This window comes from Tissierellales bacterium (genome assembly GCA_035301805.1).
GTDB lineage: Bacteria > Bacillota > Clostridia > Tissierellales > DATGTQ01 > DATGTQ01.
The window spans coordinates 1-14450 of sequence record DATGTQ010000151.1; the positions used below are offsets into that span (position 1 = coordinate 1).

Here is a 14450-nt window from a genome sequence, read left to right on the forward strand (position 1 = left end):
ACTTAACTACATTAGTCTATCCTATTAAAAAAGTTATGTCAATTGGAGGTTTCAAAATTTTAAAATTCTTTTTTTCACCAGTTTCTAAATTCATCTTCATTTTCATTTATAGAAGAATCCCTCTTAGCAATATCTAAATAAATTGATAAATTTTCCACAAATATTTTAGAAGTTACATCTTTTCCAAATACAAGCAACTAAATACTAAGTCTCTTCCTAGTTCCTCTAAAGCTCTACTTAGTTCTATGTCTGTTATATCTTCTAGGTTAAGATATTCCTTTAAATATGGTCTATACATACTAAACATTCCCTATCCTCCTAGGTATAGTACTAACCCTTGATATTAATTAGTATTAGCTGATCTTTAGACTACTTCTGTAATTTATAATGAAATTTTATCTTTTTATGTTGTTTTATGTAAACTCTTTAAAGCTAACTTTTTCGTAGCTCTTTATAAGACTTAAACCCATAAGCTGAATCAGCGGACTTTATCCCATCTATAACTGCTCTTTCCATAGCCTTAGCTGCTAAGAAACCTACTACATTTATATCGGCTTCCACTTTATTCGTCCCCATAGTAAAAATCGTATCCCCATCAAATATAGAATGGGCAGGCCTTATAGTTCTTCCATATCCATTATGGGCCATGGAAGCAATTTTATTCATTTGAGACTTATTAAATATACCATTAGTTACAACTATTCCTATAGTAGTGTTCCCACTAAATATGTTTTTATTTCCACTATATACCTTTAACATTTCCTCTTCTGTTCCAATACAGTTTTCTCTATCTTTATCTAAAAGTCCAGCTAATATTTCCCCAGTATTAGGATCAATAATATCTCCTAAAGAATTAACAGCAACTATAGCCCCTACTTTTAAATCCCCAACTTGAATACCGTAAGAACCAAGACCACCTTTCATAGCCCTATCTATACCAAAAAACTTTCCCACAGTAGCTCCAGTTCCGGCACCAACATTGCCACTTAGACATTCTTTCTTTGTAGAATTAATGCAAGCCTTATATCCCATTTCTTTATCTGGTCTAATCTTATAATCTCCTACTACTAAATCAAATAAGACAGCACTACATACTATAGGTACCTTTGTTACTTGTACATCGAAACCAATACCTTTTTCCTCCAAATATTTCATAGCACCAGAAGCTGCATCCAATCCAAAGGCACTTCCTCCTGTTAACATAACGGCATGAATTTTTTCTACTAAATTTTGGGGATTGAGTAAATCAGTTTCTCTAGTCCCCGGCGAACCACCTCTTACATCTACACCTGCTGTAGCTCCTTCCTCACATATTACGGCTGTGCAACCAGTTCCACCTTCCATATCTTGTGCATTTCCTACCTGTATACCTTCTATATCTGTAAATTTAATTTCTTTTGTTACCATGGTCAATCTCCTTTCTAATAAATTATTAAGGATTGTATTATATTGATATTATACTATATAATAAGGTGGTATATAATAAGGTTTCGGCATGAAACGACAGGACAACAAAAAATTGTAAATAGATAACATTGAAAACAGGTAAAAATATGGTACTATTATATAGTACTATTAGATAAATAATGGAGGTAATTTTGATGGCTGATATTATAGTAATAGGTAGTATATATATAGATTTAGTTGCAAATGTAATAGATATACCTAAAAAAGGTGAAACTGTAATAGGGACAAGCTTTAACCAGCTCCCTGGTGGAAGAGGGACTAATCAAGCTATAACTATGGCTAATTTAGGTGGAAATGTAGCTATGGTCGGTAAAATAGGAGATGATGATTTGGGTAATAAATTAGTTTCACAGATGGAGTCTTATGGAATCAATACATATTATATTGAAAAAACTAAAGAAGCTCCAACAGGCGTATCCCTAATTTCAGTTGATAGAGAAGGTGAAGATGCAACTATCGTTGCATCAGGAGCTAATACTAAAATAAATAATAGAAATATAGATAAAGCTGATGATATAATTGAAAAGTCAAAAATAGTTGTAACACAATTAGAGATACCAATTGAAACTGTAAAATATGGGCTGAAAAAAGCAAAAACAAAAGGAAAGTATACTATCTTAGATCCTACCCCTGCCCAGGTTCTAGATTGTGAAATAATTCGACATGTGGACCTTTTAATAGCAGATAAATTAAAACTAGAAGTTTTAAGTGGCATTTCGATTAATAATGAAAAAGATTTAAAAAAAGCTGCTGAAATTCTTTTAGGATTAGGTGTTAAAGAGTTAATAGTATTCTTGAGAGAAAAAGGCTGTATATACATAAACTCTAGCGAATCTAAAAATTTTAATTCTTATGAAACCTCAGAATTAAATATTACTAATGCAAATAATATATTTAATTCGGCTCTTACCTTTAAGCTTTCTCAAGGGGAAAGCATGGATGAATCTATAAATTATGCACTTGAAAAAGTTAGAGGATAAATCTTTTCTGCCTTTTATGGTAGCTATAACCTAAAAAAAATTTCTAGGTTTTTGTATATTGACTTTAATACACCTACTTTTCCAAAACCTTTTCAAGTATTAAATTTTATAGCTATATATCTTGCCAATATCCCTATTATAACGATATTGGCTGTTTTTATATTTCCAGTATTTTTTTATTTCTTCTTAGCCCATCCCAAGCCTTCACTAGGTACAAAGATGAAAACCCATCTATGTCTTTATCTTTTTCCATGTATAAGAGCATTTAATTGAAAAACAACTTTTAAAATAATAAGAATAACAAAAATCTTTTTCTATTATGTCTTCATAATAAACTAATTATATTCATCACACTCATCATCAGATAGTTTTCTTATAATTTCTAAATAAATATTAAAATTATTTAAGAAGGTTTCAAAAGTTACATCTTTGCCAAAAGCAAAAAAATTATAAATCAAATCTTTCCCTAGCTGTTCTAATATATCCTTTAATATTCTTTCAGTTATTCCTTCTAAATCAACATATTCCTCTAATAACATCCTATAGTAATCTACCAAACCTCATCTCTCCCTCTAAATTATAGATATTAAACGCCAACGATTGTATCTATTATATCATTATTTTATTCTTTTTGTAGCATACTATAGGATGATTTTCTTTTAGGTGCTACTATAATAGTAATTTATATAATTTCGAGGTGATGAAATGTCTTTTTCTGAAAGATTGAAGTATTTAAGAGAGGAAAAAGGGTTATCTCAAATAGAACTATCTAAAGAATTTAATATTAGTAGACAGTCTATTAGTAATTATGAAAATGGATTAAGATTTCCTAATGACGAAAAGCTTATTGTTAGAATTGCTGAGTTCTTTAATGTCTCTATAGATTATCTTTTTGGCAAAACTAATATAAGAAATTCAAACTTGTCCATAGTTAAAGAAGAGGAAGAAGAATATTCTACTAAAATTAATGCTTTAGAAAGACTCTTTTACCAAGTAGATAAACTTCCTCCCTCAACTATTGAAAAAATTGCTACTACTATAGAACTTTTTAAAAGTTAGTCTTAATATATACTGATGTATTCATTTTTTCTCTATTATATCTTTTACTTGCACTACATCTTTATCACCTCTACCAGATAAATTTATTATTATTATATTATCTTTAGGCAACTTTTTTGCTAATTTCATTCCATAACTTATTCCATGGGAACTTTCTATAGCTGGAATTATTCCTTCTGTTTTGGACAATTTAAAGAAAGCTTCTAATGCTTCTTCATCTGTTACTGAAACGTATTTTGCTCTACCTATAGAACTATAATAACTGTGTTCAGGTCCGATACCTGGATAATCTAATCCAGCTGCTATTGAAGAATTATCCCCCTTTAATACATAGCATTTAAAACCGTGAATAATATCTATTTCTCCTTTTTCTATGGAAGCTGAATTATAGGCTTCTACTCCAATCATTTTTACCTTTTTATCTTCTGCAAATTCATGAAACAATCCTATGGCATTACTACCTCCTCCTACACAGGCTATAAGATAGTCTGGCAGCTGGTTTTCTTTTTCTAACATTTGTCTTCTGGCCTCCTTGCCTATAATACTTTGAAAATCCCTAACAATAGTAGGATAAGGATGAGGTCCCACAGCTGAACCTAATAAATAGTAGGTATTTTCTTTGTTTTTAATAAAATCTTCTAAAGCTACATCTACTGCATCTTTTAAAGTTCTATCACCTTTATTTACTGGTCTTACTTCTGCTCCTAACATTTCCATTCTAAAAACATTTAACTCTTGTCTCTTTATATCTACTTCTCCCATGTAAATAATACAATCTAAACCAAGTAGAGCACAAACTGTGGCAGTAGCCACTCCATGTTGTCCAGCCCCGGTTTCAGCTATTATTCTTTTCTTTCCCATTCTTTTAGCTAAAATCCCTTGACCTATAGCATTATTTATTTTGTGGGCACCTGTATGGTTTAAATCTTCTCTTTTTAAGTATATTTTAGCTCCACCTAGTTCCTTAGTTAAATTTTCAGCAAAATATAAAGGACTTTCTCTTCCTATATAATTTTTTTGGTAATAATTTATTTCTTCCCAAAATCCTTCGTCCCTAATACATTTATTATATTTCCTTTCTAATTCTTCTAACACTTCTTTTAGATCTTCATCTACATATTTCCCACCAAACTCACCAAAATATCCATTCCTTCTCATTTTATAGCCCCCTTTAAATTTAAATATAAAAAAAGCCTTCATCCAACAATAGGACGAAGGCTTATATTCGTGTTGCCACCTAAATTATGCACAAAAATGCATCACTCTTATGGGATACTAACATATCCTGTCCTAAGATAACGGTAGGCTTCCGATTAAAGGTACTCTCAAAACTTGATTTCACCTTATTTCTACAAAGTCCATTCATTAAAGCTTCCATTGTTAAGTTTCCACCATCCTTAACTCTCTAGAAATGGAACACTTTAACTACTACTCTTTGTCATAGAATTTCTTTTATTAAATTAGAGTAATGTTACCATAAAATTTTCCCTAAGTCAATAGTAAGTGAAGAATGGTATTAGTATAATAAGCAAGTAATAGAACGCTCTTCATTAAATCTAGCATATATGTGGTTTTTAGAAATAAGCCCGGAGGTACGTCTACACAATCTAAATTAACTGCAATTGCAGTTAATTTAAGGAGAATAGTAAACATACTATCCTCTAAAATGTCTTCGTTTCTTGATGTTTCTAAGTTATATTTAATATTTTACAAGAAGATACCAACTTAATGATTAGATGGGAATTTTAAACTGGACTTTTTCAATGGTCTCGGACGGCCCTGTTTGACTCACTCATTCATTATTTCTTTTTCATTCTCACTAATCTATTTAATAATACCCTTATTTCTTTAACTTTTAATATACTACATAAAATAGTGTAAATAAAACCGCCTAAACCTATAGTAAATACAAGTACTATTAGTTGTATTATATTTTTATCCGGAAGTAATGAAGTAAGACCAAAATAAGTGACTTTTACAACTAAACCCATAATTATAGCAGAAATTAAAGTTTTTATAAAACATTCCATATATCTTTTTAACCCCATAGCGCCTTTCATTTTCTTCCTTAAACTTACAAACAAAAATAAGGTACTAACGGTAAGTGATATACTTGTAGCCAAAGCTAAGCCTGAATGGGCCATGGGTTTCACTAAAATAATATTAAAAATTAAATTTATAATAACTGCTATAATTCCATTTACCATAGGAGTAATAGTATCTTGAAAAGAATAATAAACCTTATTTAACATTAATCTTAAAGAAGAACCTACTAATCCTAAAGAATAGAAAATTAAAGCCTGACTAGTCATTAAAGTTGCCGTTTCATCGAAAGCTCCCCTTTGGAAAAAGATTTTTACTACAGGCTGTGCCAATAGTACAATTCCAATAGTTGCTGGTACAGTTATTATAAGTATTATATTTATTCCTTCAGCCATTATTTCCTTCACTTGATTTGTATCGTTTTGATTAAAGGCCCTTGACAACATTGGAAAAATAACAGTGGTAATAGCCGTAACAAACACGCTAATTACTAAACTATTAATTTTAGCAGAATAATTTAAAGCTGAAATACTACCTTCTACCAAGTCAGAAGCTAAAGTCTTATCTATTACAGTATTTATTTGCTGTACTGCTGAACCTAAAAGCACTGGTAGAACTAGTATCATTGCCTTATTTATATATCTATCCTTTAAATCCACATCAAAGCTATACTTATATCCTAATCTTTTAGTTGCTGGTACTTGGATTAAAAATTGAGCTGATGCTGCTATTACACTAGCAACCATAAGTCCTACTACTCCTAGTTTATTAGAAAATATAAATAAGTATATTATATAAACTAAATTAAAAGGAATTCCAGCAATAGCTGGAGGACCAAAGATTTCACTACTTTGAAGAAAACCTGAAAATATATAAGTAAAGCCTAAAAAAATCATAATTGGTAGTCCTATTCTATTAAGCTTTACTGCCAATTTAAACTGCTCACCTGTAAAACCTTTGGCCAATATTCGAATTACTACAGGAGAAAGAAAATATCCTAATATGCCTAATACAATGGTTATTATGAAGACTACATTTAAAACATTGTTTAAATACTTAACCTTGTGTTTCTTTCCCTTTTTTTCTTCAATTTCAGAAAATATCGGTATAAGGGTAGTATTTAAAGCTGCCCCAACAGTACTCATAATAAGAACTGTTGCTGTCATAGCTACAAAATATGTATCCGTCTCATATCCTGAACCAAATTTATAAGCAATGAGCATTTCCCTAATAAAACCTAAAAATTTACTAATTAAAGTAAGTACGGCTATCATTGCAGCCGACTTTGCTACTTTTTTTGTATTAGACATAAAACTTTCCCTCCTAATTTATTGAACTACTCTATTATATAAAATTCAACAAACTTTATCAATCAGTCATAGTGAGTAATACCCAGGAAATTTGCACTTTACCATATTATTTGTTATAATCCAGGTTAAACCACTTTTTCACTATCCATACTAAAATTTAATTTTTATACAAACTATACAACATGAAAGGAGTGTCCATTTCCAATGAATACAAGTAAAACAAAAAAAGCTATAGCTTTAGAAAGAGCCTGTGAGTTAAAATCTGAAATTGAGGACTATCTTGAGGTAAGGGATAAAATCCCAAAGGGTATGTCGAAAGAACAAGAAAGAAAAACTGAGGAAAAAAAACAAAAGATACTTTCACTTCTAAATGCTAGTGAAAAAGATTGGAATGATTATAAGTGGCAGTTGAGCAATAGAATCACCGACTTAAATATATTAAAACAGGTAGTTTCTTTGACTCAAGAAGAAATAAGTGATATTAAAAATGTCGGTCAAAAATATCGTTGGGGCATTTCTCCATATTACCTTTCCCTAATAGATGACGATAACAAATTTGATCCAGTTAAACTACAGTCTATCCCCACAAAATTTGAATTAACAAATGAAGGCGACTCGGACCCTATGAGTGAAGAATTTACTAACCCGGCTGGGGTCATAACGAGAAGGTATCCCGATAGACTTATAATAAATGTTACAAATATATGTGCAATGTATTGTAGACATTGTCAAAGGAGAAGAAACATAGGTTCCTCAGACCATCACAATTCAAAAGAAGACCTCATAGATTCCATAGAATATATAAAAGCTAACCCTGAAATAAGGGATGTTTTAATTACAGGAGGAGATGCCTTAGCCTTATCTGATGATATGCTAGATTGGTTACTTGGGGAACTATATAAAATTCCAACTGTAGATTATATACGACTAGGAACTAGAACCTTGGTGACTATGCCTCAAAGAATTACTGATAATCTTGTTAGTATATTAAAGAAGTATCCACCAATCTATATAAATACTCAATTTAATCATCCTATGGAAATAACTAAAGAATCTAAAAAAGCCTGTGATAAATTATCTCTTGCAGGGATTCCTTTGGGAAATCAAGCGGTATTACTAAATGGAATAAACAATAATAAATATGTAATGCGCCTTTTAAATCATGAACTTTTAAAATGTAGAGTTAGGCCTTATTATATATTTCATGCTAAAAATGTTATTGGAACCACCCATTTTAATACATCTATTGATGATGGCATAGAAATAATAGAACATCTGAGAGGATATACCTCTGGAATGGCTATACCAACCTATATAGTAAATGCTCCTAATGGAAAAGGTAAAACTCCTATTTCACCGCAATACTTAATTTCAAGAGGAAGAGATTATATTAAGTTTAGGACATGGGAAGGAAATATAGTAGATTATCCTAATAAGCCGACTCAGGATATTAAAGAAATGTTATCTAAATGAATTTATAAAAAATACCCAAATTTTTAATAATGGTTGTTAAAAAGTCACTGCCTAAATAAAAACTTAACTTAATTTTATGCTTTTAACTTCGTCAAACTTTTAAGCTTTCACCATAGCTAATCAAAAATATTATCTTCACTCATCCTTTACAGTATAACGCTAGGATGAACATATTCTATCACAGTAATTTAATACTATTTGAAAAAGTATAAAAATTTATAAAAAGGAAAATATAGCATTTAGTAAAATATTAACCTAGTTGGTAGAACAATTTCAAATATTTATTACTCTAATTAAAAGATAGGTAATTAAATATAAATAAAATAGCTCACTTAAATACAACAGAATTTGTTTAAGCATAATAAAATTTACTTAATTCTTTTATAATTAATAGAGGATAGATAGTATATAGTAAGACTATCTATTCTCTATGCTTTTAATTAAGATATTTTATACCTCCATTGGCATATTTAATTTACTTAAAATATCCGTTAAATTATCTTTATATTTTTCATATCCTACACTTTTTCTATCCCTTGGTCTATCTAGATCTATGTACATATCTTCTACTATTCTTCCTTTATCTGTTGACATTACGATTACCCTATCACTTAAATAAATAGCCTCATCCACATCATGGGTTACCATAACAACTGTAGTCCTATCTTCTAACCAAATATCTTCCAATTCATCCTGTAATCTTTGTCTCATTTGAAAGTCTAATGCCCCCAAAGGCTCGTCCATTAAAAGTACATCTGGTGTTGTCGCTAATGCTCTTACTAATGCGGTCCTTTGTTTCATTCCACCTGAAATTTGATGTGGATATAAATTTTCTTTACCTTCTAATTGGGCTACCTTCAATAAATGTTCTAATCTTTCTTTTCTTGTGTCTTTTGGCATCTTAGTCTGTTTCATTGGAAATAATATATTTTCTTTTACAGTCATCCATGGAAATAAAGCGTAGTTTTGAAATACAAATCCTCTATCTGGTCCTGCCTTTTTCACCTCATTCCCTCCTACTAATGTAGCCCCTAAATCAGCCTTTTGAAATCCTGCTATTATTGTTAAAAGTGTAGTTTTTCCACAACCCGATGGACCTAATAAAGATATAAATTGACCTTTTTCTATTTCAAAACTAATATCCTTAAGAACTTGATTTTTCTTTCCATTATTCATAAAAGTTTTATTTATTTTTTCTACTTTTAGTTCTTTCACTATATATGCCTCCATTTAGTAAGTGCTCTATTAATAAACTGTAGTATCCTATCAATACCAAAGCCAACAAACGCAGACATAAACATAAGTGCCATAAGCACATCCGTTTGCATCTTAGTTTGGGCTTCAACCATAGAGTAGCCAAGACCGGCACTCGTAGCAATGAACTCAGCTCAGATAACAGACATCCAGCCAGTACCCACTGCAATTCTTGCCCCAGTAAGTACATTTGGTAATGATGCTGGAATTATTATATTGATAAATATACTAAATGGTCCAGCTCCCATACTTTTAGCTCCATTATAATAGTCTTTCGATATATTCTTAACACCTTCAATAGTATTTAATATAATTGGAAATATCCCAGATAATGCTATCATAAATATAGTAGGCCCATCCCCTATCCCAAGCCAAATTATTGTAAGAGGAACCCAAGCCATAATAGGTATTTGCCTAACTGAATCTATTATGCCTCCCAGCATTTTTTCCGCAGTCTGTGAAAGCCCCATTATATATCCTAAAGGTACTCCTACAAATAATGCAACTAAAAATCCTTTCATAACTCTTTGCATTGTAATAAATAAATTAATTAGAATTTCAGTATCTGTCACTGAATTAAACAATGCTAAGGCTGTTGCTCTTGGAGTAGGTAAAAGCAAAGGTACATTTATTTTCATAGCAAGATACTGCCATAATCCTGCAATAATTAAAAAAACAAGGATTTTATATATTCCATCTTTTAGCCCCTTTTTTGTCACTTCTTTACTTTTCAATCTTCCATCAAAACCTGAATTTTTATCTTCCATTTCTCTAGCCCCCCTTCTTGTAGATTATTTTTTGTATAATTATAAAAATGCTCTTTTAATTTCATATCATTTGTCATTAAATCCTTTAGGGACATATTATAACTTTCTATAAATCTCTTAAATTCAAGACTTTCTTTAAATTCTTCACTTACTAATAGTACATATGTATTGTAGTCTTCATCTAAAACTGTATCTTCTTTTTTCCCATTCAAATGTATGCCTTTCATAAAGTCTATTACAATAGCATCTACTTCATCATTTTCCAATGCATATGGAAGGGCACCCAGCATCATTGGTACTATTTCAACATCTTCACCAAATCTTTTTTTAATTAATTGTTTTTGATAATCCCTATCTTGAGTCATACCTACTTTTTGAGGCTTATCTGTTTTCATTACAAAAATATCAGAGTTCTTTATGCACTCACAAACGACTTCAAATCCTTCTACATTCTCTAAAAAATCCTCAGCTGCTTCCTTGCAAATTATAGCCATATCTAAAATATCTGAGCTCAAGGCCCATTGAGTAGTTTTAGCTCAGCAATCTTTAATAAAATATGCCTCCATTTCATCCTCTCCTAAACCTGAAAGGTTCCCATGTCGAATCATATAATCTACTACAAAACCAGACGTATCATCTGATACACCTATTTTTATCTTTTCACCTAAGTTTTCTTCTGGTAAAATAAATGCTATGGATATTATTAATCCAATAATAAATGTAATTAAAAGTATTCTATTCATTTATCTCCATTGCCTTTTTCTTAAAGTCCTCATAACTCATTCCTACGGGAAATTCTGGATCCACTTCTTCCTTTATAAATTCATTAAAATCACGTAAATCAGCAGCTTCATAAATATCATAGGCTATTAAATCTTCAAACTCTGGTAATTTTTCTATTAAATCATATCTTTTATACACATCATAAGCATGCTTAAAGTTTTCTTCTTCAATTTTCCATGTTAAAGTTCTACCTTCCTCTACACATTTTTTATAAATAGTCATTATTGCAACTTCTTCTGGCACTTTATAATATTCTGCAAAAATTTTAGCTGCATTATAAGGATTTTTATATACATATTCAATACTTTTCTGATGAGCCAATAGTAATTTCTTAGCTAATTCTGGATGTTCTTCTACAAAGTTTTTGTTTAAGGAAAATGCACAACAAATTCCCATCCTTTCATCCATTTCCATATATGTAGCCATAATTTTCCCTGTTCCCTCATGTACTGCCATAGAACCCCAAGGATCACAAGCCGTGAAAGCTTTAATCTGCCCTGTACTTAAAGCTGCATATTTATCTGCATCTGAACCTATATTAACTAGATCATAATCAGATTCTTCAGTAGATAAATTTAATATTTTTGAATAGCCTGCTAACCAAGATTCATTAGTAGATGGGTCACCAATAGCCACTTTTTCCCCATATATATCTTCTGGTTTCTCTACATCATTTGATGCCACTAGATACATTGATCCACCTATATGATTATTAGCTCCTATCATTATTGGAGAACCTTGTCCATTAGCTCCAATTAACCCTCTATTACCTATATAACCAGCATCCATTTGCCCTGCTGCCATAGCTTCAGGCACTTTCCCATTTCCTGTGATTACTACATTTAGTCCCAGTTCTTCATATATTCCTGTAGCTTCCCCTACACAAGCCCCAACCATATGATCACAGTTATAATATCCTAGGTTTATTTCATAATCACCTGTGCCGTCAACCTTTCCTGTTTTATCTACACTTTTACTTTGACAACCAATAAGAAATGTTGAAACAATTATTCCTATTAAGATAAATAACAATGCTTTCTTTTTCATTTTCAATATACCTCCTGTTATTTCACACTAGCAACAATCTTCCATTCCCTCTCCAAATAAGTCTTTTATTTTTAAATCTTCAACTCTAAAAATTGCATATCCAAATCTTCCATTTTTAGATCCTGAAACAATAAACTCTATAGGACCAATTTCATCAATATTCTTAAATTCTATGGTTTGATTTTCTATTGGAGCTGGAACCTCTTCTGTAATACTGTAATATTCTCCATTATCTAACACTACAACCATTCCATTAGACTTTTTATTATTATTGAATATTACTACCAAATCCTTAATACCATCATCATTTACATCCTCATACCCACATTTCAAAACCTCTTTATCTGGGTACTCTGATTTAAAATGAAGTAATAATTCATTTCCTAAACTCACACCTAAGTCTTCTTCCTGCCTTATTTTATCCTGATTAAATGCCCAACCCCCCAAACCAACAATCACTATAATAAGTATAGCCAGCCTAGCCTTTTTCCATTTCATTTTTATACCTCTTTTGATTTCATTTTTTTCAATTCTTCTTTTACATCTGGTATAACAGACTTTAAAAATAAAACAAATATAATGGCTGAGCATAAGTACTTTAATGGCTCTGGGGCTGCAAAAATTAATTTATTTGCACTTTCTATAGACTTATCTATTGTATTAAAGTTAATGACAGGTTCAAATCCAGGCATTAATATCTTATTTGTTAAAGCTCCTACAAACAATGCAGCTGTCGCAACAATAGCTCCATACATTATTGCTGCTCTTTTTCCAATTACTTTATATATACTTATAAGCTCTGGAAAATTCGTAGCTGCCCCAGCCATTAAAAAAGTAATAGCAACTCCTGGTGCAGCCCCACTAGCCACTAATGCAGCTATAAATGGAATATGCCCTACAGCGCATACATACATAACCGTAGCCAATATAGCTATATTTCCAAGAGACAGCATACTAGGATTTCCAAGATATCTTTGTATAAAAGTATCCGGAAAAGCCGTTACAATAAAACCACCTAAAATCATCCCCATCATTACGTATCTACTAACTATTAATGCTAAATCATTAAATGCCCAAATCATACCTGACCTTACTTTTTCCCATAGTGTAATATCATCTTCTATGGTCATAGAAACTATTTGTTCCTCTACTCCTGGCATTTTTAATTCATCCCTTCCAAACTTATTAGCAATAATACCTATGATAATTGGAAGAGTAAAGCCAACTATTAAATAAATAATAGTAATTTCTTTACCTAGAAGACCATAGCTCAATATGACTGCACAGGGATTTATTATGGGAGTAGATGTCATAAATGCTAGTACAGGGCCTAGGTATGCTCCTGAATAATACATGCTTATCCCTAGTGGAATAGTTCCACAACTACAGATAGGTAGAAACATTCCTGATATAGTCACCTTCAATAAGGAGCTTATTTTAGTATTTCCTAAAGCTCTATGAAATTTTTCAGGTGATAAGAGATCACGCAATAGCCCCGCAATAGCAAAACTAAATATTAGCCATGGCGAGGCTCCATTTAACATGTTTATTGCAGCAAGCAGAATTGATTTCATAAAATCAAATATAACCATATCCTTAACTCATCTCCATTCAGCACAATTCCTCAACTGCATTTTGTATTTCTTTTTCAATAATGTCTTTTGATAGCCTGTCTATCTTTTTCTTTCCATTAATAATCATAGTACCTCTAAATATAACACCATATCTTTTTATATAATCAAAATCTTTACCTGCATAATAAATCTTAACTTCAACCTTATCATCGTATTTTGCTGCAGCAGCCTCCACAGCCCTGGTATTACCGTCACATCCAGCTCATGTATTTATAAACTCTACAAACACCTTGGACAATTACAACACCCCCAACTTCATGTGCTATATGTAGTTTTATAGATTCTTAAGTTAATGGATGTTTTTTAATATTCTAGTTTAATATACTAGTTATAAATCTTATGTTATATAGATTTATGTACATTATAAAGTTATAACCTGATCTAATTCAGCTGAATCTAAACATCCGTATAATACTGGAAAACATCCTATAGCGGCACCAGGTATTATTTTGTCTTGTATTTCTCTTTCTAGAACACATTGATCGCAAGCTAGTATTATCATTCCTGTTTTCTCATGAAGCTTTTGTAATCTTTTCCCAAGATCTGTATTGTCTAATAGTAAATAAGTATTGTCAAAGACAAAGAACATCCCTACAACTTCTGCACCATGATTTCCTGCCTCCATTTGTGGTA

At 31.1% G+C, this 14450-nt stretch carries 17 protein-coding genes and 1 other annotated feature; of the genes, 3 read left to right on the top strand and 14 right to left on the bottom strand.

The genetic code is table 11. The features are described from left to right. Positions 1-172 precede the first annotated feature (172 nt). A complete protein-coding gene (locus VK071_07475) occupies positions 173-307 on the bottom strand; it encodes a hypothetical protein (GenBank protein HLR35148.1) in 135 nt (44 codons plus the stop codon). Between the two features lie 125 nt (positions 308-432). Beyond that, positions 433-1407, bottom strand: coding sequence for a P1 family peptidase (locus tag VK071_07480; GenBank protein ID HLR35149.1), 975 nt, complete (start codon positions 1405-1407; stop codon positions 433-435). 194 nt (positions 1408-1601) lie between these two features. On the opposite strand from VK071_07480, the gene VK071_07485 reads away from it, so the two are divergent. Beyond that, a complete protein-coding gene (locus tag VK071_07485; GenBank protein ID HLR35150.1) occupies positions 1602-2447 on the top strand; it encodes a ribokinase in 846 nt (281 codons plus the stop codon). 335 nt (positions 2448-2782) lie between these two features. On the opposite strand, the gene VK071_07490 is transcribed toward VK071_07485, so the two are convergent. Further along, positions 2783-3004 (bottom strand): hypothetical protein, encoded by a 222-nt coding sequence (locus VK071_07490; protein HLR35151.1) that lies wholly within the window; start codon positions 3002-3004, stop codon positions 2783-2785. Positions 3005-3170: 166 nt separating this feature from the next. On the opposite strand from VK071_07490, the gene VK071_07495 reads away from it, so the two are divergent. Next, positions 3171-3506, top strand: coding sequence for a helix-turn-helix transcriptional regulator (locus VK071_07495; protein HLR35152.1), 336 nt, complete (start codon positions 3171-3173; stop codon positions 3504-3506). A gap of 21 nt (positions 3507-3527) precedes the next feature. Here the strand turns inward: VK071_07495 and trpB are convergent, their stop codons facing one another. Both trpB and murJ read right to left on the bottom strand, forming a co-directional pair. Then, positions 3528-4664 (bottom strand): tryptophan synthase subunit beta, encoded by a 1137-nt coding sequence (gene trpB, locus VK071_07500; GenBank protein ID HLR35153.1) that lies wholly within the window; start codon positions 4662-4664, stop codon positions 3528-3530. A gap of 46 nt (positions 4665-4710) precedes the next feature. After that, positions 4711-4957, bottom strand: a binding site (T-box leader). Between the two features lie 348 nt (positions 4958-5305). Next, positions 5306-6859, bottom strand: coding sequence for a murein biosynthesis integral membrane protein MurJ (gene murJ / locus VK071_07505; protein HLR35154.1), 1554 nt, complete (start codon positions 6857-6859; stop codon positions 5306-5308). Positions 6860-7063: 204 nt separating this feature from the next. Between murJ and eam the strand changes: the two genes are divergently transcribed. Then, a complete protein-coding gene (eam, locus tag VK071_07510) occupies positions 7064-8332 on the top strand; it encodes a glutamate 2,3-aminomutase (GenBank protein HLR35155.1) in 1269 nt (422 codons plus the stop codon). A 450-nt stretch (positions 8333-8782) separates the two neighbouring features. On the opposite strand, the gene saoA is transcribed toward eam, so the two are convergent. The 9 genes from saoA to VK071_07555 all read right to left on the bottom strand — a co-directional run. Continuing rightward, positions 8783-9547: an ABC transporter ATP-binding protein SaoA gene (saoA, locus tag VK071_07515; GenBank protein ID HLR35156.1), complete on the bottom strand. Its 765-nt coding sequence runs from the start codon at positions 9545-9547 to the stop codon at positions 8783-8785. Next, complete coding sequence (gene saoP / locus VK071_07520) at positions 9547-10353, bottom strand: ABC transporter permease subunit SaoP (GenBank protein HLR35157.1); 807 nt, start codon at positions 10351-10353, stop codon at positions 9547-9549. The genes saoA and saoP overlap by 1 nt, the downstream gene beginning before the upstream one ends. Beyond that, positions 10317-10847, bottom strand: coding sequence for an ABC transporter substrate-binding (seleno)protein SaoB (saoB, locus tag VK071_07525; protein HLR35158.1), 531 nt, complete (start codon positions 10845-10847; stop codon positions 10317-10319). The genes saoP and saoB overlap by 37 nt, the downstream gene beginning before the upstream one ends. 42 nt (positions 10848-10889) lie before the next feature. Continuing rightward, positions 10890-11096, bottom strand: coding sequence for a hypothetical protein (locus tag VK071_07530; GenBank protein ID HLR35159.1), 207 nt, complete (start codon positions 11094-11096; stop codon positions 10890-10892). Then, positions 11089-12183, bottom strand: coding sequence for an ABC transporter substrate-binding subunit SaoX (gene saoX, locus VK071_07535; protein HLR35160.1), 1095 nt, complete (start codon positions 12181-12183; stop codon positions 11089-11091). The genes VK071_07530 and saoX overlap by 8 nt, the downstream gene beginning before the upstream one ends. Before the next feature lie 27 nt (positions 12184-12210). Then, on the bottom strand, positions 12211-12681 hold the full coding sequence (gene saoC, locus VK071_07540; protein ID HLR35161.1) for a Cys-Cys-COOH (seleno)protein SaoC: 471 nt from the start codon (positions 12679-12681) through the stop codon (positions 12211-12213). Positions 12682-12683: 2 nt separating this feature from the next. Beyond that, positions 12684-13757: an efflux transporter SaoE gene (gene saoE / locus VK071_07545; protein ID HLR35162.1), complete on the bottom strand. Its 1074-nt coding sequence runs from the start codon at positions 13755-13757 to the stop codon at positions 12684-12686. A gap of 37 nt (positions 13758-13794) precedes the next feature. Then, the gene (gene saoT / locus VK071_07550) at positions 13795-14055 is read right to left on the bottom strand and encodes a thioredoxin-like (seleno)protein SaoT (GenBank protein ID HLR35163.1); all 261 of its coding nucleotides are present in this window, start codon (positions 14053-14055) and stop codon (positions 13795-13797) included. A gap of 123 nt (positions 14056-14178) precedes the next feature. Next, a partial coding sequence (locus tag VK071_07555; protein ID HLR35164.1) for a sulfur reduction protein DsrE occupies positions 14179-14450 on the bottom strand: 272 nt, incomplete at its 5' end.